General features: G+C 51.9%; 19 protein-coding genes. 18 read left to right on the forward strand and 1 reads right to left on the reverse strand.

Annotated features, from left to right (window positions below; translation table 11 throughout):
* The 15 genes from PTZ19_RS07985 (at nt 1) to PTZ19_RS08055 (ending at nt 16,174) form a co-directional block, all read left to right on the forward strand.
* Nucleotides 1–1,677 (forward strand): glycosyltransferase, encoded by a 1,677-nt coding sequence (locus PTZ19_RS07985; RefSeq protein ID WP_276353610.1) that lies wholly within the window; start codon nt 1–3, stop codon nt 1,675–1,677.
* A gap of 179 nt (nt 1,678–1,856) precedes the next feature.
* On the forward strand, nt 1,857–2,888 hold the full coding sequence (locus PTZ19_RS07990; RefSeq protein ID WP_276353611.1) for a methyltransferase domain-containing protein: 1,032 nt from the start codon (nt 1,857–1,859) through the stop codon (nt 2,886–2,888).
* Nucleotides 2,889–3,088: 200 nt separating this feature from the next.
* The gene (locus PTZ19_RS07995) at nt 3,089–4,738 is read left to right on the forward strand and encodes a glycosyltransferase (protein WP_276353612.1); all 1,650 of its coding nucleotides are present in this window, start codon (nt 3,089–3,091) and stop codon (nt 4,736–4,738) included.
* On the forward strand, nt 4,735–6,102 hold the full coding sequence (locus PTZ19_RS08000; protein WP_276353613.1) for a glycosyltransferase family 2 protein: 1,368 nt from the start codon (nt 4,735–4,737) through the stop codon (nt 6,100–6,102). The genes PTZ19_RS07995 and PTZ19_RS08000 overlap by 4 nt, the downstream gene beginning before the upstream one ends.
* 22 nt (nt 6,103–6,124) lie before the next feature.
* On the forward strand, nt 6,125–7,024 hold the full coding sequence (locus PTZ19_RS08005) for a glycosyltransferase family 2 protein (RefSeq protein WP_276353614.1): 900 nt from the start codon (nt 6,125–6,127) through the stop codon (nt 7,022–7,024).
* A gap of 19 nt (nt 7,025–7,043) precedes the next feature.
* Entirely contained in the window at nt 7,044–7,538 is a 495-nt protein-coding gene (locus tag PTZ19_RS08010) for a glycosyltransferase family 9 protein (protein WP_276353615.1), read from the forward strand.
* A 9-nt stretch (nt 7,539–7,547) separates the two neighbouring features.
* Nucleotides 7,548–8,702 (forward strand): UDP-galactopyranose mutase, encoded by a 1,155-nt coding sequence (gene glf / locus PTZ19_RS08015; RefSeq protein ID WP_276353616.1) that lies wholly within the window; start codon nt 7,548–7,550, stop codon nt 8,700–8,702.
* A gap of 27 nt (nt 8,703–8,729) precedes the next feature.
* Nucleotides 8,730–9,455, forward strand: coding sequence for a glycosyltransferase family protein (locus tag PTZ19_RS08020; protein WP_276353617.1), 726 nt, complete (start codon nt 8,730–8,732; stop codon nt 9,453–9,455).
* 19 nt (nt 9,456–9,474) lie between these two features.
* Nucleotides 9,475–10,047 carry a GNAT family N-acetyltransferase gene (locus tag PTZ19_RS08025; protein WP_276353618.1) on the forward strand — a complete coding sequence of 191 codons (573 nt, stop codon included), beginning with the start codon at nt 9,475–9,477 and terminating at the stop codon, nt 10,045–10,047.
* On the forward strand, nt 10,034–11,947 hold the full coding sequence (locus PTZ19_RS08030) for an NAD-dependent epimerase/dehydratase family protein (protein ID WP_276353619.1): 1,914 nt from the start codon (nt 10,034–10,036) through the stop codon (nt 11,945–11,947). Before PTZ19_RS08025 ends, PTZ19_RS08030 begins: the two co-directional genes overlap by 14 nt.
* Nucleotides 11,938–12,606, forward strand: coding sequence for an HAD family hydrolase (locus tag PTZ19_RS08035; protein ID WP_276353620.1), 669 nt, complete (start codon nt 11,938–11,940; stop codon nt 12,604–12,606). The genes PTZ19_RS08030 and PTZ19_RS08035 overlap by 10 nt, the downstream gene beginning before the upstream one ends.
* Before the next feature lie 12 nt (nt 12,607–12,618).
* Nucleotides 12,619–13,671 (forward strand): pseudaminic acid synthase, encoded by a 1,053-nt coding sequence (gene pseI, locus PTZ19_RS08040; RefSeq protein WP_276353621.1) that lies wholly within the window; start codon nt 12,619–12,621, stop codon nt 13,669–13,671.
* A 51-nt stretch (nt 13,672–13,722) separates the two neighbouring features.
* Entirely contained in the window at nt 13,723–14,670 is a 948-nt protein-coding gene (locus PTZ19_RS08045; protein ID WP_276353622.1) for a dTDP-glucose 4,6-dehydratase, read from the forward strand.
* Between the two features lie 19 nt (nt 14,671–14,689).
* Nucleotides 14,690–15,862 (forward strand): UDP-4-amino-4,6-dideoxy-N-acetyl-beta-L-altrosamine transaminase, encoded by a 1,173-nt coding sequence (pseC, locus tag PTZ19_RS08050; RefSeq protein ID WP_276353623.1) that lies wholly within the window; start codon nt 14,690–14,692, stop codon nt 15,860–15,862.
* Between the two features lie 114 nt (nt 15,863–15,976).
* On the forward strand, nt 15,977–16,174 hold the full coding sequence (locus tag PTZ19_RS08055) for a cold shock domain-containing protein (protein ID WP_276353624.1): 198 nt from the start codon (nt 15,977–15,979) through the stop codon (nt 16,172–16,174).
* 81 nt (nt 16,175–16,255) lie between these two features.
* Here PTZ19_RS08055 and PTZ19_RS08060 read toward each other — a convergent pair whose 3' ends face one another.
* A complete protein-coding gene (locus PTZ19_RS08060) occupies nt 16,256–18,445 on the reverse strand; it encodes a glycosyltransferase (protein ID WP_276353626.1) in 2,190 nt (729 codons plus the stop codon).
* A gap of 155 nt (nt 18,446–18,600) precedes the next feature.
* Here PTZ19_RS08060 and hpf point away from each other — a divergent pair, with 155 nt between their 5' ends.
* From hpf to prfB, 3 genes are all read left to right on the forward strand, one after another.
* The gene (gene hpf, locus PTZ19_RS08065; RefSeq protein ID WP_276353627.1) at nt 18,601–19,164 is read left to right on the forward strand and encodes a ribosome hibernation-promoting factor, HPF/YfiA family; all 564 of its coding nucleotides are present in this window, start codon (nt 18,601–18,603) and stop codon (nt 19,162–19,164) included.
* Between the two features lie 176 nt (nt 19,165–19,340).
* Nucleotides 19,341–21,857 (forward strand): preprotein translocase subunit SecA, encoded by a 2,517-nt coding sequence (gene secA, locus PTZ19_RS08070; protein ID WP_276353628.1) that lies wholly within the window; start codon nt 19,341–19,343, stop codon nt 21,855–21,857.
* A gap of 93 nt (nt 21,858–21,950) precedes the next feature.
* Nucleotides 21,951–23,082, forward strand: a protein-coding gene (gene prfB, locus PTZ19_RS08075; protein ID WP_276353629.1) for a peptide chain release factor 2 whose coding sequence is annotated in 2 segments (ribosomal slippage) — nt 21,951–22,028 and nt 22,030–23,082 — 1,131 coding nt in all. Because the reading frame shifts where the segments join, the coding sequence is not laid out codon by codon here.
* The last annotated feature ends 18 nt before the right edge of the window (nt 23,083–23,100 follow it).

The following is a 23,100-nucleotide window of genomic DNA, read 5'->3' on the forward strand; positions in this document are numbered from 1 at the left end:
TTGGAGATATTAGAAAATGTATTCAATGAGAATCGAGTATTATTTTTTCGAACGGCTCAATCCCCAATTTGCGAGAAAGCGTTAGATTACATTTCACAGATGAAGATGTCCGTTGTGGACTTTTTCGGCAATGTAGACTACCCAAGGTTTTCTTTTCGGAAACGGTATATTGTTTCATACAACGGATTCTTAGAAGTACATAAGATACCAGCGGCAACGATAGAAGAACTGCGTTCCCGAAACTATCATACTGTTGTCTTTCCATACACGGTGAAGGGTTGGCAATCCTATCGCAATCTTTTAAAGGTTGCAGCAGCAATTCACGCTGAAGAAGTTATTTTAATAAACGAATTGGGAGTAATCCTTCGAAAAAAAGTTTCACAATTCCTTTTTCAGGAAAGATTACGACTATTAGTTTTAATGGTTACACTTTTACCAATGATGGCTTTAATTAATTTTTGGTTTATAAGAGACTTTTTTCGTTTGAAAAGGAATGCCGGCAAACTCTATCGGGTAACGAGCAATACCCATGTAATAGGAGGAACGACGGATATTGAATTTTCTAAGGAGCCCTCTTTAAAGGTTCCTAGCCAGTGCAATCGAATCCGAGTCGGTTGTATTGCAAGACTTGATCCAATCAAGGGGCATGTCTATTTATTGGAGGCATTGTCGTTAATCGTAAAGGAGACACCCGATGTTGAACTAATCTTAATTGGGGGAGGACCGGAATTACCAAAGTTGCAAGAATACGCTGGTAAACTAGAGATTTCACAATTCGTACGATTTGAGGGAATGCAGCAAGATATAAGAAAGTATCTTCAAGAGTGCGATATTTTTGTATTGCCATCTTTAAATGAGGCAATGCCAATATCAATAATTGAAGTATTTGCTGCCAGACGGCCTATCGTTGCTACTAGAGTCGGAGGTATACCTAATATTATTCTCGATGAGCATAACGGTTTGCTTGTTGATTCGCAATCCGCCGAACAGATATGTAGCGCAATTTGGCGGCTCATTCGTGATCCGGAACTGTATATGAAAATTGCTGAAAACGGATATATCTGTTTTAAAGACAAGCATTCACCAGCAGCAATGGGCAAAAAATATCTTGATGTTTATTCTGATTTAAAAATTAATAGAGGTTCAAAAATTTGGCTCTGTTCTTCGTTCGATCTTAACTGGATCGGTGGATTAAATAAATACGTTGAAATACAAAGCAAACTGTTAAGTAACAATGGATTCAACGTGGAGATACGACAACCAGCAAATTTACATTTCAATACCAAATGTGACCTTGGAAAATATATTTTAAGGGTTTTGCCCAACGTACTCGGAATACATAAAGAAATCATTGATACTTATGTACGAAAGTTGATCTTAGGCTACCTATTACTTAAAAATGTTTTTCTAAGTAGACCGGATGTTATAAACGTTCATGATGTAGTAGCTTATGCTGCGTTTAATCGGATTTGCAGGTGGTTGAAAATCCCATTGGTATTGACCAAACACGGAGATCTGGCAAAAGAGGTTCGCTTACAACACCAATGTGAGGTTAACTCGTATCTATATCAGCATATGGCCGAGATTGAAAAATACGCGTATTCAAAAGCACAATGTTTAATCGCTGTTGACGAAGAGTCAATGTCGCGTTTTCAAAAGGGGCTTATTGTCTCATAGCTTGACTTTGGAGGCTCGTTTAAAAGAAGCCGCATCGACAGTCAGCACCTAATGCAAGGATCTGTTAATGACTTTCTCGGACCCGAATTTGAATTGGATTATTTGGGTCCTCGAATTAGCATGGTATTCCGAGAAATATCGGACTGCCGGACTTTAGACAACTTATGGAGCGTGATGAGATGAAATTTGTAACTTTATGCAGTAGAACAGCATTAAAAAGTTATAAAGGTCAAGAAGGGTTTTGTGGTGGCGTTTTTTGTCACACACCTGACGAGGATTTTTCCATTGATATCAAAATGATTCCCGAAGGTATAAATACAGTATACGTTGAATTCAAAAAAATATTTATTGATAAATTATTGGATGAGATGAATATGCTCTCCAACAAAAGAATTATCTTTTTTAGCATCTCCAAACAAGTGGACACTGAAGCTGCAAGATCATATGTTGAATATATGAAATATAAAAGTAAAGCTAAAAAAGATTTTGATACTGAAACGTCAATAGACCGATTTATGCATAAATGGATAACAAGTATAGAACATGAGTTAGTACATTGGGCGTGTTCTTTAGCGGCAAAAGGTGGGGAATATCAAGACGATTACAACAGTCGGTTGCAACCTGACCGATTACTTCAAGAAGAGTTAACCAAATATATCAATGTCGAACCTGGCGTTCAAGTAGAAATATTAGATGTAGGTGCTGGGCCTTTAACTATACTTGGGAAAAAGCATCACCAATATGAATTAGTAATAAATGCCGTTGACCCTCTAGGTAATTTCTATCAACAAATGTTAAAAGATTTTGATGTAAATGCTCCGATTCAAACCCAAACTTGTGAAGTTGAAAATCTTACACAGTTGTTTGAAAGAAACAGATTTGATCTTGTTTTTATGAGAAATGCACTAGATCATTGTTATGACCCTATACTAGGGATTAATGAAATGATTAACGTTGTAAAGCCAAGTAGTTATATCTTATTGACACATATAATTAACGTCGGCGAAATAGAATCTTATGATGGTTTGCACCAATGGAATTTCTCTCAAGAAGGTGACGAATTTATTATTTGGAATAAAGATTCACAAACGAATGTGACTCGATTTTTTCAAGATATTGCTGATGTGAGAATACTTCCCCCAAATTCTTATTCGCCGAATAAAGAATTAGACATCCACAAGTGGATTACTGTACTAATTAGAAAGAAATAGTTTGATTAATTTACTATTGTATTACAAATAAATAATGCCATACAAGCACTAACATATTTACAACAAAACTCCTCATCATTTTTCGATCAAACCTCGTAATCGTTTCGAGATGGATCAGAGATTCTGTAGTTAAAAGTCTACCGCAGCCATAATCATGATATCTCTGCTGTAGAGAGGTAGAAGGGATGGTGAGCTAAAACTTGAAAAGTGTTGCCCAAGTATATCCCATCCCCGGTGGAGGTGTGCAGGGCTATGTTCATGCGCTGTCTCAAGGGTTATCCCGAATAGATCCAATGCTCGAAATCGATCATTTGATTGTCGGAAGCCACAGTAACTTGCCCAAGGGGATATCGGATCGAAAAAAGGTAAGACATTTTTCTTTTTCCCATCGTTCCGAACTTGAGCACACTCTCCTAGAAGATTGCGTAAATCCGAATGCCGAGGCTGATTTCCGCAGGTTCCTTGACGAGGTCCAACCGGACCTTGTTCATTTTCACGATCTTACCAAAGTTGGCGCGTCGCTGATTGGTATAGCGCATGACAGACGGATTCCGACCGTACTGACGTTACATGACCATTGGTTTATTTGTCCCCGTTCCTTCCTATTGAGGCGGGATCTTACTCTGTGTGATGGTCCGAATGAAGGTTCGGCTTGCCACGCTTGTTTCAGTATGGAAGGAAATGATCGGCAAGATATTCTGAGGGACTCTATGTTCCGTTATCAATACATGCATATTGTTCTAATGAAAAAAGTGGACAAAATCATTGCAGTTTCCGATTATATGCGGAGATTGATGATGCGCGAGGGCATTCCAGAAGAAAAAATCAGCCTGATTTATCCAGCATTGGATGATCCGGAAGTTCACGTGGAGCAGCGAATTTCGAGCATGCCCTTGAAAGTCGGGTATATTGGGGCGGTATCTCCGCATAAAGGCGTGCACGTTCTCATGGATGCTTTCCGCGATCTGGATGATACCAAAGCTCAGCTGCATATTTACGGGACTCTCGATACTTTGTATCAATCCTCATTGCGAGCTCTCGATGCTTCCAATATTTTTTTTCATGGCGCCTATAATTCCGAAGATTTAACTGCGATTTTTTCTTCGTTGGATGTCGTGGTGCTTCCATCCGTATGCCCGGACAACAGCCCCTTGGTCGTTCAAGAAGCCCTGCGTCACGGTATTCCGGTCATTGGTTCATTGATCGGCGGAATACCCGAATATATTCAAGATGATTTCGGGGCGCTATTCGAAGCAGGAAACAGCCGTGAGTTGAAAGAGATACTCGTTCAGCTTACGAATGAGCCAGCAATCTTACAACGATGGAAGAGAAACATCCCTAAGCTGGGCACCGTAGATTCTCTTGCTAGAGAGATCTACGGCATTTACGAATCATTGATGCCATCTGACAAGAAACCGCTCGTGAATCCTGATCACATCCGATTATTGGGTTCGCATGATCGCGGATATCTAAGAAATCCCTTTATTCCGTATCAATTAATTGGCATTTATCGCTTGTTTCGTTCAATAGGCGTTGAGAGGATCGCGATCTTTGGTTCTGGCGCTCTTGGCCGAAAGGTTGCGGAGCATATCCGATACAACGGGTTCCGGCCCGCTGCGTTTCTCGATAACGATGCAAAAAAGCACGGTCAGGTTTTGGACGGGGTACGAATTATAAGCCCCGATCTGCTTCAGACGAGTGCAGGTATTGATTTTGAAGCCATTTTTATCGTCTCCGATTGGGAAGCAGACATCCTGGAACAATTGCGGAAAATGAATTTACTCATGCCGATCATAGGCCTCTACAGCTATGAGCCGCAGAACGGGGACGGAAGGGAGCCGGGAAAATGAAAGAAACCGCGGTCGTCATCTGCAACTGGAACAAAAAAGACTACGTTTTAAACTGTATTGAATCCGTATTGGCCTCGACCTATCGCGATTTTGATCTGATCGTCGTGGACAATGCTTCCACCGATGGGTCGGCCGAAGCCGTGAAGGAACGATTCGGGTCACACGTGCACGTCATCGAAAATGAACGGAACCTAGGCGGGGCAGGCGGATTTAACACCGGCATCCGGTACGCGCTCGAAAGGAAATACACGTATATCCACCTGCTCGATAACGATGTCCGTATCGACGCGATGGCACTGGAGAAGCTTCGAACCGAATTGGTTGGAAATCCGGACATCGGAATCGCCGGATCTCTCATCTATGACATGGACCACCCGGATACGATCCAGGAGATGGGTTCCATGATCGATTGGAACGTCTACCATATGAAGCTGAATTTCAAAGGACACCAGGATCGCGGGGATATCCCCGAGTCTGTCGAGTGCGACTATGTTCCGGCATGCTCGATGATGATTCGAAGTTCGATTCTCCAACGGATCGGGGGAATGGACGAGCGTTATTTCATCTATTGGGACGATATCGATCTGTGCCATCGGGTGAAAAGAGAGGGGTATCGCGTCGTCGCGTTCGCGGATTCGAAAGTTTGGCACAAACGCGGAGTAGCGGTACGGACCGATACCTTCGCCAACTACTACGTTTGGCGAAATCGGCTGCATTTTTTCGCCAAGTATTGCGAAACCGAAAGAATGGACCATTTCGTAGGCGCCATTTTCGAAGAATGGTTCCGCAGCTTGTTCTTTTCCGATTACAAAGGCCAACATAGCAGCGCGCGCAGCATCCTGCTGGCCGTTGAAGACGCCTTGCACCATATTCGGGGCAAAGCTTCGGACAATCGGATTTTTCAAAAAGAATCCTCAGAGGATCCCATACGCACGTACATATGCAACGCGAAAAGCGCAGCCATCATCGACAGCCCCAAGCTGGAACTGGTTCGGACGGTTATCGAGAGGATCAAGTCGTATCGGCCGGATCTATCCGTTCAACTCGTTGGGAAATTCCATGATGCCGAATCGTTAAAGAGGCAGTTCGAGGATGTCGAAATCGTGGAAGCCCGGGGATGGAAGCCGGATGCCGCGCAAATCGTTTGCCAAACTTGCGAGCATATCGTGGAAGAGCGTTCCCGTTTGGAAGCCGACGTGATGTACATAGACCCCTACATGAATATCGTAAGTTCGAAAGCCGACCGGATCAAACTGCAGAGCTACGATACCGTGTACGAATTGTATAAAAACATTCATTACCCCGTCATGCGGACCAAACTGCTGGAATTGCATCAAGCGCTGTCGTCGGAACGGAACGGATGATTACCGGATTGGAGGAACTCTCTTGTCAGCGCCATTGGTCTCTATCGTGATGTTGTGCTGGAATCGAATCGAAGACGTGCGGGAGAGTTTGAACCGAATTCGGGAACAGCATTATCCCCATATCGAGACGATCGTTGTCGATAATGGTTCGACCGACGGGACGGTAGAGATGATCCAGTCGGAATTTCCGGGAGTTCGGCTGATCCGCATGTATAAAAACATGGGGATCGAAGCGTACAATATCGGATTCGCGAATGCCAGGGGCGAATATACCGTTATCATCGACGACGACTCGTTCCCGGCACCGAATGCGATCCGGAGAATGGTCGACAAGTTCGAAGCGGATGAAAGACTTGGCGTAGTTGCCTTTGACGTGAGAAATTTTTACAGCTACGACGATATCAAAAAAGAGGCCGAAACGACCGATACTGTTACTAACGCGCCTGCAGCGAACGATTATTTCATGTCATTCAACGGAGCCGGAGCCGGCGTCAGAACTTCCGTGCTTCGGCAGATCGGCGGTTACCCGGAAGAATTTTTCCTTTATAACAACGAATTGGACTCCGCTTTTCGGATATGGGATGCCGGATATAAAATCCAGTCCTTCCCGGACGTCGTGGCTTATCACAAGTATTCTCCCAAGAACCGGACATCTTGGCGCGCTCCTTTCTACTACACCCGCAACGCGTTCTGGACCGCTTGGAAGAATTACCCGGCCGATATGGCCTTGAGAATCACGATACAATTAATCTACTCCTGTTTATACTATTCGATGGAGCAGAGAACGACCGTGTACTTGAAGGCCATGTGGTCGGCTTTCCGCGACAGAGGGCGATTAAAGGGGAAAAGGAAACCGGTGGAACGGACCATCGCCGAGCAATTGCGGGTACCTTGGAACGTGAATTTCACTTTTTACCGATAAACGAAGGGGAACGACAACTGTGAGCGAACCTCAAATCCTGATCATCCGTTCGGTCAGCTTTCAGCAATTGGACCAGAATTTGCCGAAATTGCAGGAGGCTTTCCCTGGCGCACGTATCGCGCTTTTGACGCATGCGCACGGAGTTCGGCAAGCCGAAAAATACAGAGCGATCCATCGGGTGCTCGCCTATCCCTTTAAGGAAGGGTTCCATTATCGGCGAAGGGCGGCCGATATGAAGCGCGAGCAGTTCGATGCCGTCGTGATTCCGGTGACCAATCTCAGCGGTACGGGCTTTTTCAACGTGCTGCTGTTTTCATTGACTATTCCGTCCAAACGGCGGTTCGTGTGCAACATGGTATCGGATATATGGGAGGTTTCGGCTTCGCGGATTATTTGGATGGGCGTACGGCACTTGCTCTTTCAAGCGGTTTCTTCGATTCTCTCTTTGTTGCTCGGAATCTTCGCCGTTCTGTTTCTGCCCTTCGGATTAAAGCGCCTATCAAAAAACAAGTGAGGTTGCCGCATGTTCGATTACGTGATCGTGGGAGCGGGTTTCTCGGGAGCGGTGCTGGCGGAAAGGCTGGCTCGCGTTCGGAACCGGAAAGTATTGATCGTCGAAAAAAGAGGCCATATCGCGGGCAACGCCTACGACCGTTACGATGATAAGGGGCTGATGATCCACCAGTACGGTCCTCATATTTTCCATACGCGGGTCAAATATGTTTGGGATTATCTCTCGGAGTTCACGGACTGGCATCTCTATCATCATCATGTCCTGGGAAGCATTGACGGCCGACAGGTCCCGATCCCGTTCAATTTGAATACGCTTCGGGCTCTCCTTCCCGCCGAATTGGCGGACAAGCTGGAGCAGAAACTCGTTCTGACGTTTGGATATAACGTCAAGGTCCCGATTTTAAAGCTGCGGGAAACCGACGATGAAGACTTGAGATGGCTGGCGGACTTCGTATACGAGAAAATTTTCCTCCATTATACGACCAAGCAGTGGGGAATGAAGCCGGAGGATCTGGATCCAACGGTGACCGGACGGGTGCCGGTTTATATCTCCAAAGACGACCGGTATTTTCAGGACGCTTTTCAAGGAATCCCGAAACAAGGTTATACGGCAATGTTCGAGCGGATGCTGGATCACCCCAACATCAAGCTGTTGCTCAATACCGATTATCGGGAAGTGCTCCAGACGGATTGGAGCCGTAACGAATTCAAGCTGTTCGGTTCTCCCTATGCAGGCAAATTAATTTTTACGGGCAAAATCGACGAGCTGTTCGATTACGAGTACGGAGAGCTGCCCTACCGTTCCCTTCGGTTCGACTTTCAGACGCTCGATCAAGAACGTTTCCAAAATACGGGCACCGTCAACTATCCGAATGAGTACGATTTTACGCGCATTACGGAGTTCAAACATTTGACGGGGCAGAAGCATTCCTACACGACGATCGTTAGGGAATTCCCGCAAGCCTACGAGAAAAACCAAGCGGGGCAAAACATTCCTTACTATCCGATCCCGCAACCGCACAATCAATCGTTGTACGAGAAGTACCGGGATAAGGCCAAAGCGTTCGAACGACTGGTCCTGCTGGGAAGATTGGCCGAATACAAGTATTACGACATGGATGCCTGCGTTGCCAAAGCGCTCAAGGTGTTCGAGCAGTTGTCCTAGATTTTCTGGGAAAGTTGGCGGCATCAAATGAAAATCGTCCTGATCATCCAAGCAAGAATGGGTTCTACGAGGCTGCCCGGCAAAGTGCTGTTTCCGCTGGGAGATACGGTCGTGCTTGACTACGACGTTTCCCGTTGCCGCAAGGATCCTCGGATTGCCGACGTGATCGTCGCGACTTCGACGCTGGAGCAGGATAACCCGATCGCGGATTGGTGCGGACATCGCGGGGTTACTTGTTACCGCGGATCCGAGGACGACGTGTTAGCCCGCTACTACGATTGCGCCAGAGCCTATGAACCGGATTACGTGATCCGCGTAACCAGCGATTGCCCTTTTATCGATCACGAGATCATCAGCGGGATCATTGATACGATGGAACGAAGCCCTTGCGACGTCGTGATCGCGGACGGAGAATTGCCTCGGGGACTTTGGAGCGAAATCGTTTCTTTTTCGGCTTTATCGTATATGTACGCCAACGGACGCGAATCCAGACACCGGGAGCACGTTACCTATTATGCCTACGAATTTCCGGAACGCTTTCGCTCCGTGACCTATTCCGTTCCGATAGAGATGCGGCATCCGCATTTGCGCATTACGTTAGACACCCCCGAGGACTATCAAATGCTGAAGAGAGTCGCCTCCCGCTTCTCTGGGGATATAGAAGTCTCCTCCAAGCGAGTGGTCTCCTATTTGCTGGATCATCCCGAAGTCGCTCGGATCAACGCGCACATCCAGCAAAAGCCTGTCCAGTAACCCGTCAGGAGGCATCCTCATGTATCGCTGTCTTTCGAAGCAATCTTGGAAGTATGAAGGTTATACGATCGTTCCCCTGCGGCACCAGGACATCCAGTCGATCCGGCAATGGCGCAACGAGCAGATGGACGTGCTCCGGCAAAATCGGGAGCTGACGGAAGAAGGGCAGGAACGTTATTACCGGGAAACCGTCACGGCATCCTTCGAGGCGGAGCAGCCCCGGATCATCCTGTTCAGCTATTTGTCCGGGAACCGTTGCATCGGTTATGGCGGGCTGACCAACGTCGATTGGGATTCCCGAAGAGCGGAAATTTCATTCCTTGTGGAAACGTCCCGTACGACGGACGAATTCCTCTATAAGGAAGATTTTGCCGCTTTTCTTCGTTTGATGAAGGATTTATCGTTCCAAGGGCTTCAATTCAACCGTTTGTTTACCGAAACATTTGATATCCGGCCCGGACATATCGGGATATTGGAATCCGAAGGATTCCGGCTGGAAGGAAGAATGCGGCAGCATGTCCGGATTCAGGGCCGCTTCGTAGACTCCCTGATTCACGGGTACTTAAAGGAGTATGAAGATGCTCGAAAATAAAAAGGTTTTCGTCAGCGGAGGGGCCGGCGTGATCGGGACGGCCTTGGTGGAGAAGCTGCTCCGTGCAGGAGCGAACGTGATCGTGGGGGATCTGAAGCCGAGACCTGTCGATTGGGACGACCGCATCGTGTATCGGCAAGGGGACCTGAACGAGATCACGAAAGAGGAACTCGAATGGTATGAACCGGAATACTTTTTCCACCTTGCCGCAACCTTCGAGCGTTCGACGGAGACGTACGAATTTTGGGAGGAGAACTTCAGCCATAATTTGCGGTTAAGCCATCATTTGATGACTTGCTTAAAGGACAGCCCCACATTGCGAAGAGTCGTTTTCGCCTCGAGTTATCTCATTTACGACCAGAAACAATATACGTTCGATCAGCCGGCGGACCGACCGGTCAGTCTTCAAGAGTCGGACACGATCAGTCCCCGGAATCTGTGCGGGGCGGCCAAGCTCGTTCATGAAGTGGAACTCGATTTTCTGAACCATTTCAACGAGGGAAGGTTTACGACGGTATGCCCCCGGATTTTCCGCAGCTATGGCAAGCATTCCCGTGATGTCATATCCCGATGGATTCGGATGCTGTTGAATGGGGAAACGTTAACCGTCTATAAAAAGGAAGGGATATTCGACTACGTTTACGCGGAGGACGTGGCGGAAGGCCTGATCCGGCTGGCCGAAAGCCCGGCGACCGGAATCGTGAATTTGGGAAGCGGGCGGTCGCGAAGGGTATCAGAAGTGATTGAAGTGCTGCGTCAGCATTTCCCCGATCTTCGAACGGTCGATTCCGATTTGCCGATTCCCTTCGAAGCATCCCAAGCCGACATGACCCGGTTCAGGGAATGGACGAATTGGCTGCCCGAGCATCGGCTCGAAGACGCGATCCCGAAAATGATCGCCTTCGAGCGGGGGCGAATGGACCGGGACGAGCAACATGAATCCGTTAAGCCGATCCATGTTCTCGTGACCAGCATTTCGAAAAAAATTCCATTGCTGAAGATGGTACGCCGCGGCTTGAATAAAATGGGGCCCGATTCGAAATTGTACGGCGCCGATCTGGATCCTGATTGCATCGGCCGTTATTTCGTCGACGAATTTTGGGAAATGCCGCGGATCACGGAACTGTCCGTCGAGGATTTGCTCGATTATTGCCGTGAGCGGGGCATTACGGCGATCATCCCGACCCGTGACGGTGAGTTGGCTTTCTTCGCCGAACATAAGACGACGTTGGAGAGCCATGGGATCGGCGTTATGGTGTCGCCGCTGCCGACCGTGAAAAGCTGTCTGGACAAGTTGGAATTCTATCGGAAAATGAATGCCGCAGGATTTCCCGCGATTCCTGCGTCGGAGGTTATGGAGTCGGAATCCGCGGGTCTTTGGGTGGTCAAAGAGCGTTACGGCGCCGGATCGGCCGGCGTCGGCCTTCGGTTAACGCCGGACGAGGCCTCCGAACATGCGGCCCGATTGTCTCATCCGATCTACCAACCTTACGTCCACGGACGGGAGTACAGCATCGATCTGTACCGGGATCTTTCCGGCCATACCAAGGGTGTCGTTACCAGAACCAGGGACACTGTAGTCGGCGGCGAATCGCAAGTCACGACGACGGTCCGCCTTCCCGAGTTGGAGCGGCTTTGCGCGGAAATGGCGGAATCGCTCGGGATCTACGGACACGCCGTACTCCAAGTGATCGAGGACGAAGCCGGCCGCTTTCATGTGGTAGAGTGCAACAGCCGGATTGGGGGAGCTTCCCGGCTCAGCATGGAAGCCGGATTGGACAGCCTGTATTGGTTTTTCCTCGAAACAAAGGGCGTCCGGTTGGAGCCGTATCCTTTTGCGCGATCATTGCAAGAGAAACGATTGATCCGCTATGCCGAGGACCGAATCGAATGCCTGTAATCGTATTCGACCTGGATGACACCTTGTATGAAGAGATCACGTTCGTGCGCAGCGGGTTTCGGGCCGTCGCGGCCTACTTGCACCGCAGGTTTGGCATCCATCCCGAGGAAAGTTATGCCGAAATGATCGAGATCTTGGATGCCGAAGGGCGCGGCCGGGTGTTCGACCGGATGCTCGCCTTGCATAACCGTCTCAGCGTACAGCTGACGAAGGAATGTTTGGCGGTTTACCGATCCCATGAACCCGCCATCGCCCTGGCTGCGGATGCGGTGAAATGTTTGGAGCAGCTTGCGGCTTTTCCCATCTATATCGTGACGGATGGAAATAAGCTGGTTCAACGAAGAAAACTGCAAGCGCTTGGGCTCCTGGATGACCCCCGGATCCGCCGCTGCTTCATCACCCGCAGATTCGGGGTCCGCAACGAGAAGCCTTCCCCCTATTGTTTTTTGAAGATTTGCGAATTGGAGAGGGCGAATCCGGAAGACGTCATCTATATCGGCGACAATCCGAATAAGGATTTCGTGGGCATCAAACCGCTGGGGTTCCGGACCGTTCGCATTCTCCGGGGCGCTTACGCGAAGCTTCGGATGCGGGAAACCCATGAGGCCGACCGCCAAATCCGGGATCTAGCGGAACTGAAAGACATCATCTTCGAATAGGGAGGGCACGACATGCCTGAAATACGGATCGGGAATCGAACCATCGGGAGGTCCGCGCGTCCGTTTATCATAGCGGAAATGTCCGGCAATCATAACCAATCGCTGGATAGGGCGCTCGAAATCGTCGAGGCGGCCGCCCGCGCCGGCGTAGACGCCCTGAAAATCCAAACCTACACGGCTCAAACGATGACGCTCGACATTCACGAGGGCGATTTTTTCATCGACGACCCCAGCAACCACTGGGAAGGCAGCTCCTTATACGATTTATACCTGCAGGCTTATACGCCTTGGGAGTGGCACGAACCGATCTTCCGCCGCTGCAGGGAGTTGGGCATTTTGGGGTTCAGCACCCCGTTCGACGAAACCGCGGTCGATTTCCTGGAGACGCTGGACGTACCGGCCTATAAAATCGCGTCTTTCGAGAACGTCGATCTGCCGTTGATCCGCAAGGCGGCCGCAACGGGGAAACCGCTGATCGTTTCTACCGGGATGGCTACGGTGGCGGAACTGGACGAAATGGTCCGTACGGCCCGCGAGGCGGGATGCGAGGACCTCGTATTGCTCAAATGCACGAGTTCTTATCCGGCGACGCCCGAAGACTCGAACCTTATGACGCTGCCGCACATGCGGCAGCTGTTCGGCTGTGAGGTCGGTTTATCCGACCATACTTTCGGCATCGGGGCTTCCGTCGCCTCGGTCGCGCTGGGCGCAACGGTAATCGAAAAGCATTTTACGCTGCGGAGAAGCGACGGCGGCGTAGATTCCGTTTTTTCCATGGAACCGGAGGAAATGGCTTCGCTCGTCGTAGAGACCGAGCGCACCCGGTTGGCGCTGGGAGAAGTGCAATACGGTCCGCTCCAGAACGAAGGCGCGTCTCTCAAGCATAGGCGCTCCCTCTACATCGCGGAGGACATGAAGGCTGGCGACAGCTTTACGCCCGCGAACTTGCGGGCCATTCGCCCCGGATTCGGATTGTCTCCGAAATATTACGACCTGTTGCTGGGCAAGCGGGTGAAACGGGACGTGGCGAAAGGAACGGCCGTGACTTGGGAGCTGCTTTTATAAAAGATCCGGATTTCGGGTATCGCGATTCATTTGGGAGGTCACGAAACGATCATGAACATCCTTCTCACCGGCGGCGCCGGTTTTATCGGCCGATGGGTGGCCAAACGTCTGCTTGCGGACGGCCATCGCGTCTGGATCCTGGACGATCTGTCCAACGGCCGCGAAGCGAACCTCGCGGAGTTTCGCGATCACGGCGGACTCGCCGCGTTTATCCAAGGCTCGATTTTGGACGAACCGCTTCTTTCCCGGCTGTTTTCGGAGAACCGCTTCGATATCTGTTACCACTTGGGCGCTTCGATCAATGTGCAGGATTCGATCGACGATCCCCGCACTACGTTCAACAACGACACCGTGGGTACCTTTTATGTCCTCGAGCAATGCCGCAAATATAACGTCAAGGTCGTCTTTATGAGCACCTGCATGGTCTATGACCGGTGTGCGGACGAAACCGGCATTACGGAGCTCCATCCGACCAAACCCGCTTCGCCTTACGCGGGCGCCAAAATCGGGGCCGAGAACATGGTGCTGTCCTACTATCACGCATACGGACTGCCTACGGTTGTCATCCGTCCCTTTAATACATATGGGCCGTTCCAGAAGACGGGGGGAGAGGGCGGCGTCGTCGCGATCTTCCTGAAAAACAAGCTGGCCGGCAAAACGCTCAACATTTACGGTGACGGCACGCAAACGCGCGATTTGCTGTACGTCGAGGATTGCGCGAGATTCGTCGTGGAAGCCGGGTACTCCGATGCCGTCAACGGGGAGATCGTCAATGCCGGCCTTGGCCGGGATATATCCGTTAACGACTTGGCCAAGCTCATCGTCGGCGACGAGAGCCGCATCGTTCACGTCGAGCACATCCATCCGCAGAGCGAGATCCAGAAGCTGCTGTGCAATTCGGCCAAAGCGGACCGCATGCTCGGATGGAAGCCGGAGGTTTCCTTGGAGGAAGGAATCCGCCGGACGGAGGAATGGATCCGGTCGACCGACTTGATTTAAGGAAGGGAAGAGGGAAGAGATGTTGGAGAATCCCCGCAAACGCAGAGAGACCGTCCTTCCTTATGGCAGGCAGTCCATCGACGAGTCGGACATTCAAGCTGTCGTGGAGGTATTAAGAAGCGACTGGATTACCCAGGGGCCTGCCATCGAGCAGTTTGAGCGATCGGTGGCCGATTACGTGGGCGCCAAATACGCCGTGGCTTTCAGCAACGGAACGGCAGCGCTCCATGGCGCCTGCCACGCGGCGGGGATCGGTCCGGGCGACGAAGTCATCACGACGCCGATCACGTTTCTGGCCAGCAGCAACTGCGTGCTGTATTGCGGCGGAACGCCCGTCTTCGCCGACATCCGGCCGGACACGTATAACTTAGACCCCGACGAGACGGCTAAGAAAATCACTTCTCGCACCAAGGCGATCATCGCGGTCGACTTTTCCGGTCAGCCCGTGGAAGCCGACAAATTCTCCAAGCTGGCGAACGACCGGGGGCTCGTCTTCATCCAGGACGCTGCCCATTCCCTGGGCGCCGAATATGCCGGACGCAAGGTCGGTACATGGGCGGACATGACGATGTTCAGCTTCCATCCGGTCAAACACGTCACGACGGGGGAAGGCGGCGTCATCGTGACCGACCGGGAAGATTTTCGGGACGCCCTAGTCGAATTCCGCAGCCACGGCATGACGAGGAATCCGGACCGATTGGAGCGTAACGACGGCCCTTGGTATTACGAGATGCAATCGCTCGGGTACAACTACCGCATGACCGATCTGCAGGCCGCCCTCGGGGCATCGCAGATGCACAAACTCCCTCGGTTTATCCAACGGCGCAGGGAGATCGTGTCGCGCTATAACGCGGCATTTTCGGCCATTCCCGGTCTTCGAACGCCTCATCAAAACCCGGATGCTTCCTCCAGTTGGCACTTGTATGTATTGCTCTGGGACGGAAACGTGATCGAAGGGGGCAGGGACCGCGCTTTCGAACGGCTGAGAGAGCGGATGATCGGCGTGAACGTACATTACATTCCGGTTTATCTCCAGCCCTATTACAAGCGGTTGGGATTCACCCCCGGCTTATGCCCGAACGCGGAAGCCTATTATCGGGCGGCGCTCACGCTTCCGCTTTTCCCGGCGATGACCGACGAGGATGTGGAAGACGTCATTCAAGCGGTCTCAGACGTTGCGAAAGGGCATTGACACCGCTTTCAAAAAATCGTTGACACCAAACATTCCCTGATGATATATTCGGGTTAGGACGGGCCAAAATGCCTAATCCGAAAGTATCTGAACAGTGAAGGGAATGTTTAACGGATGCAAGGTAAAGTGAAATGGTTTAACGCAGAGAAAGGTTACGGCTTCATCGAAACGGAACAAGGCGGCGACGTGTTCGTTCACTTTTCCGCGATCCAAATGGACGGCTATAAAGCCCTCGACGAAGGCCAAACCGTAGAATTCGACATCGTGCAAGGCGCACGCGGTCCGCAAGCAGCAAACGTTGTTAAAGTATAAGACTTGGACGAACTAGGAATTAACGAATATGACTTCAAAACCTCGGAGAACCTCCGAGGTTTTTGTTCGTGTTCGTGCATTTTAAAAATCCGGACTTTGCTCTGCCTTTTCGATGATGCGTCTTAGTTCTTCCCGGGTATTCATGAGCGCTTCAGCCGTTTCTCGCGCGAGGCTAGACATCTGATCATAATGTTGGGAATCCGTAACGTATTGGATAATGCGATCCCTCATCTGATCGAAGGAATCCACGCGGAATTCGTCCGGAACGGAGGTCGAGACATCGCCGACCGGCAGAGTGACGGCAGGGAGGCCTTTGAACATGGCTTCCACGACGGAGGTTCCTCCGCCTCCGCGCTTAGGGTTGCAGTAGATGTCGCAGAGGTCGAGGATCGCCAGAACGTCCTCTTGGAAACCGAGATTGGCGGAATGTTCGGCTAAGCCTGGAACCCGGCTATTCCATGCCGCTAGATCGAATCCTCCCAGGAAGACCAGATGGGTGCCGCGGTCCGTCGTTTCGAGTAAAGCCTTCAGGAAATCTTCGGACGCTTCTTGATCCAAGCGGTACCCGACGATGAGAAGCAATTTTTTGTCGGCGGGCAAACCGAATTGTTCCCGGGTGTAGGTGTTTTCCTGTTTCTTGAAATCGAACGTGAATACGCTCTCGATCAAGTTTTCCGGTTTGAACCCGAAGTCCTTAAGCAGTCGGATGTCGGAATCCGTTGCTCGGCGCCCCAACACATGGAACGGGGATTCGGTGATGGACAGGGAGTTATAAGGAACCGAGAGATTGATCACGGGAACCAAGTTGCTGCACAGATCGGCCGTGAGATTCGCTCCGCCGATGCTGAGGATGAAGTAAGGCTTCGCTTTCCGTACGGATTCCAGCAGGCCTACCATCTCGGCCGGATCCGGCATGACAGTTGAGGGTTGATAATACGGGACTTCAATGTTTTTAAACGAGACGGAGGACTTTTGCTCGTACTCTTTGATCACATTGCCGACCGTAATATTGTAGAAGGGCACGATTTCACGGAGAGACAAAAGTTCTTTGGTGTTGATCAGCACCACTTTTTTGTGCAAGGAAGCGATCAGGTGGTAGCAGCGGTCCAAAGCGGTCTTGGTCGGAGCGTGGTTTAATGACAGGAACTGGCCCGTCATGACGAATACCACGTCCGGATTTCTATCCTCCCGGGGGATGAAGTTCTCCCCGGGCAGCAATTCCTGTCTGAAATCCCGGTAGATTTGACGATAAAGCTTGCGTTGAAGGTAGTCGGTATCCCGACTGGTTACGTTGCCGTTCAAGAAACTGATCCTACTGCTTTGCCAGAGCAGAAAAAACTTCGCGCTCCGCGAAATCGCGCCATCCTCCAGCGCCGATTCAAGAAGCTTTTGATGATAACGGACATCCGGAAAGACGTTTAATAGAAAAGACAATAAGAAATAACGAGCCGTGGACGGGCGGCTGAACTCCAACATGTCTTCCATAGCCGCACGGGCGAATTTCTTGGCATAAAACGAGGCTTCCGCCAGCATTTTCGCATAAAGTTCGAAGAGCTCCGAGTAGTTGGCGTACCGGTTGGCGAAATTTTGCGGGAATCCGTTGATCTCTTGCAACGCTTTCGTGACTTGTTCGGGCATTTTGTCCGGGTACCGGTATACAATGCTGTCATAGAATGGCGTTGCCGGATGAACGCCGGACATAAGATCGATGATGGCTGCCGGACCGTCTGCCGGTTCGAAAACATGAAATTCGCGATGAACATGATAGATTTTCCTGAACGCAGACGGGGTATGCTTCCATTCGGACGGTGCGTGCTGGGGATCGAATCGCACCCAAGTATGTATATGGTCGAAAGGCAATGTCTCCGAACCATCGATGGGCACATAGTAGGAAGGTTTATCCAGCGCTTCGGTAACTTGAGGTGGAGATGCCGTCAATGCGGAATAAACCGGGTCGTCGGTTTCCCAATGCCGTTGCGCGGATTCCTCATCGGAATAATAGACGAACCCGTCGTAAGTCTGATGGTACAGACGATAGGTAAGCCAATAAAAACGAGGAATATTGGATACGAAAACAAGCGAAGCGTCGCCTAACGAATCCGCCAAGGCATACTCCAGCAGATGCAAGGTATCTTCCGGCCGGATCCCGTTGGCGAGGGTATCGAAGAACACGGCGGGTTCGTAGCCTTGCGCTTCTAGCGATTGAATAAACCCTTGGAAACGGGGATCCGATTCGATTCCTTGCACGAAGCATGCCAATATTTTTCTCATGAAAGCAGCACCTCGACCGTGTAATGAACGCAATTTGATTATAGCTAGGTTTGTCGAATTTTAAAATTATCTAAAAATTCAAAAACATTATCGGAATGTTTTGAATCCGCTCCCTTCGCTGTGATATCATGGAGGTACACAAAGGAGGTTTGCCTATGAAATACAACATTCGTGGTCAGCGCATGGAAGTTACGGAAGCTCTTCGGGACTACGTCGCGAAGAAGCTCGGGCGGCTGGAACGGTATTTTGAAGCAACTCCTGAATCCGATGTGCAGGTAACCTTGTCGGTTACCAAAGGTCAACATGCCATCGAGGTCACCATCCCTCTTCCGGGCGTGCTGCTTCGCGCCGAAGAGAAGAGCGACGACATGTACGCTTCCATTGACGACGTAGTGGACAAACTGGAGCGGCAAATCCGCAAGCACAAAACCAAGTTGAACCGCAAATTCCGCCAGATGGAGACGGGCAGACTGTTCAAGGAGGAAGCGGGAGCCGGCAAGAACGGAGCCGCGGTCGCAATTCATCAGGACGAGGAACAATGGGAACTGGTGAGGACCAAACGTTTCGCGATGAAGCCGATGGACGTCGAGGAAGCGATCTTGCAAATGAACATGGTCGGCCATAACTTCTACGTATTTTCCAACTCGGACACAAAGGAAGTCAACGTCGTCTATCGCCGCAACGACGGACGTTACGGGTTGATCGAAACGGCGGAATGAGATTCATATCCATAGAATAGAGAAGACGAAGCCCCGGCGTACTTCAAGAGCCGGGGCTCTTAGTTATATGATGGGGCCGCAGGAGGGTCTTACCACGCCCCCCTTCCTTGCCCGCCCCCCCGCAAACTGATAAAATGTAAAGATACTGCCACACATGCAGGAGAGAGGGGTTCCCAATGCTCGGAATCGTCAAGAAGATGTTCGGCGACGCCAACGAACGCGAGATCAAGCGCCTGACCCGCACGGTCGAGGAGATCAACGCGCTTGAACCCGAAGTGCAAGCCCTCAGCGATGAGCAGCTTCGCGGCAAGACGGAGGAGTTCCGTTCGCGCCTGGAGAACGGCGAAGAGCTGGACGATTTGCTGCCGGAGGCGTTCGCGGTCGTGCGCGAGGCGTCCAAGCGCGTGCTGAACAAACGCCATTACGACGTTCAGCTGATCGGCGGCATGGTGCTGCACCAAGGCAAAATCGCGGAGATGCGCACCGGCGAAGGCAAGACGCTGGTCGGCACGCTGCCGGTTTACTTGAACGCCCTGGCCGGCAAAGGCGTGCACGTCGTCACGGTCAACGATTACCTGGCGCAGCGCGACAGCCAGGAGATGGGCCAGATCTACGCGTTCCTGGGCCTGACCGTCGGCTGCAATCTGCATGGGCTTTCGCATGAAGAGAAACAGCAGGCTTACGCCTGCGATATCACATACGGCACCAACAACGAATACGGCTTCGACTATCTGCGGGACAACATGGTGCTCTACAAGGAGCAGATGGTCCAGCGGCCGCTTTATTATGCCATCATCGACGAAGTCGACTCCATCCTGATCGACGAGGCGCGCACGCCGCTGATCATCAGCGGCCAGGCTCAGAAATCGACCGAGATGTATTACGCGGCCGACCGTTTCGTGAGCCGTCTCACCGAGACGGAAGACTTCACGATCGATATCAAAATGAAGCAGATCATGCTGACGGAGCAAGGGGTTTCGAAAACGGAGCGCGCGTTCAACATCGACAACCTGTACTCGCATGAGCACGTGCTGCTGAACCACCATGTCCAGCAAGCCCTTCGGGCGCGCTATATCATGAAGCGGGACGTGGACTACGTCGTGCAGGAAGACGAAGTCATCATCGTCGACGAGTTCACCGGCCGCCTCATGGCAGGCCGCCGTTACAGCGACGGGCTTCACCAGGCGATCGAGGCGAAGGAAGGTCTCGAGGTTCAGCGGGAAAGCATGACGTTGGCGACGATCACGTTCCAGAACTACTTCCGGATGTACCGCAAGCTGGCCGGCATGACCGGTACGGCCAAGACGGAGGAAGAGGAATTCAAGCGGATTTACGGCCTGGAAGTCGTGCAGGTGCCGACGAACCGTCCGATGATCCGCAACGACATGCCCGACGTCGTCTATAAATCGGAGAACGGCAAGTACAAATCCGTCGTCGAAGAAATCGTCAAACGGCATTCCACCGGGCAGCCGGTGCTTGTCGGCACGGTTTCCATCGAGAATTCCGAGCTCATTTCGGAGATGCTGAAGAAGAAGGGCGTCCCCCATCAAGTGCTCAACGCGAAATACCACGCCGTCGAAGCCGAGATCATTTCGAAAGCCGGGCAGCGCGGTCAAGTGACGATCGCGACCAACATGGCCGGCCGCGGCACGGACATTATCCTCGGGGAAGGCGTACCCGAACTCGGCGGCCTTCATATCATAGGTACGGAACGGCACGAATCCCGCCGGATCGACAACCAGCTGCGCGGACGCGCGGGACGCCAGGGCGACCCCGGCTCGTCCCAGTTCTACCTGTCGATGCAGGACGAACTGATGCGCCGTTTCGGCGCCGACAACATCATGGGCATGATGGAGCGTCTCGGCTTCGACGAGGATTCCCCGATCGAGAGCCGCCTGATCACGCGCGCCATCGAATCCGCGCAGAAGCGGGTCGAGGGCAGCAACTTCGACGCCCGGCGCGTGGTCCTGCAATACGACGACGTCATTAACCTCCAGCGGGAGAAAATTTACGGAGACCGCCGCGAAATCCTGTTCTCCGAGAATATCCGCGAAATCGTGGTCGGCATGATCCGTTCGACCGTCACGCGCGCGGTCGAGAGCCATTGCCCGGACGAAGCCGTGCCGGAGGAATGGGATTTCGACGGCATCGTATCCTACGCGCATGCGAACTTCCTGCCCGAAGACCGGCTGAACAAAGACGATCTGTGGGGCAAGGAAAAGGACGAAATGGTCGAAATGCTCATGGAGCGCATCCTGAAGCTGTACGACGAGCGCGAGGAGCAAATCACGCCGGAAATGATGCGGGAGTTCGAGAAAGTCGTCGTGCTCCGCGCCGTCGACAGCAAATGGATGGACCACATCGACGCGATGGACCAGCTTCGCCAGGGGATCCACCTGCGCGCTTACGGCGGCAACGATCCGCTTCGCGAGTATCAGTTCGAGGGCCACAACATGTTCCTCGGCATGATCGAGCGCATCGAGGACGAAGTGACGCTGTATATCATGAAGGCGCATGTCGAAAGCAACCTGAAGCGCGAGGCGGTGGCCGAAGGCCAGGCGGTCGACACGAAAGCCGAGGAAGCGCCGAAAAAACCGGTGAAGCGCCAAGCCGCGCAGGAAATCGGCCGGAACGATCCCTGCCCCTGCGGCAGCGGCAAGAAATACAAGCATTGCCACGGCGCGAACGAGTAACCGGCCGGGCGGGACGATCGTCCCCCCGACCCTAATCGTCCTCGCAGCGCCGCATCCGCAATCACGCAACATTTAACGAGAGGTGTTCACGCCATGTCCGAATTGGACGTTTCGTACAAGCAAGACCTTCGCGAAAGCGCGAAGCGACTACAGCAACTCAGGGGGTCTCTTTGACTTAGATCTCAAGCAAGAACAGATCGAGAACTACGAAGTCAAAATGAGCGCGCCCGACTTTTGGGACGATAACGAGAAAGCGCAGGGCATCATTACCGAAATGAACGCGGTCAAATCGGTGGTCGACCAGTTTCAGAAGCTGGAGTCCGAATGCCGCGATCTCGAAGACATGATGGAAATCCTCGAAATGGAAGACGACGACGCGCTGGCGGCGGAATGGGCGGAGAACGTGGCGTCGCTCAAGGCCAAACTCGATTCGTTCGAGCTTCAGCTTCTGCTGAGCGAGCCTTACGACAAAGCCAACGCCATTCTCGAGCTGCACCCCGGCGCCGGCGGCACCGAGTCGCAGGACTGGGCATCGATGCTGTACCGGATGTACACCCGCTGGGCGGAGAAACGCGGCTTCAAGGTCGAACTGCTCGACTACCTGCCGGGCGACGAAGCGGGCATCAAAAGCGTGACGATCATGGTCAAAGGCTTCAACGCCTACGGTTACCTGAAAGCGGAGAAAGGCGTGCACCGGCTCGTGCGGATCTCGCCGTTCGACGCCTCCGGGCGCCGCCACACCTCGTTCGTCTCCTGCGACGTGGTGCCGGAAATCCCGGACGACGTGAAAATCGAAATCCGGCCGGAGGATCTGAAAGTCGACACGTACCGTTCCAGCGGCGCCGGCGGCCAGCACATCAACAAGACGGATTCCGCCGTGCGGCTCACGCATATTCCGACGGGCATCGTCGTGGCGTGCCAGACGGAACGCTCCCAGATCCAGAACCGCGACCGCGCCATGAAAATGCTGCAATCCAAGCTCTACGAGCTGGAGATCCAGAAGCAGCAGGAAGAGCTGGCCGCCATCCGCGGCGAGCAGCGGGATATCGCTTGGGGCAGCCAGATCCGCTCGTACGTTTTCCATCCGTACAGCATGGTGAAGGACCACCGGACGCAGGTGGAGACCGGCAACGTCGGGGCCGTGATGGACGGCGACCTCGACGCGTTCATCGACGGATACTTGCGCAGCCAGATCCGCCAGCAGGACGCGCAGCAAACGCAATAACCGCCGCCACAGAAGTTC

This window comes from Cohnella caldifontis, from assembly GCF_029360585.1.
GTDB lineage: Bacteria > Bacillota > Bacilli > Paenibacillales > Paenibacillaceae > Cohnella > Cohnella caldifontis.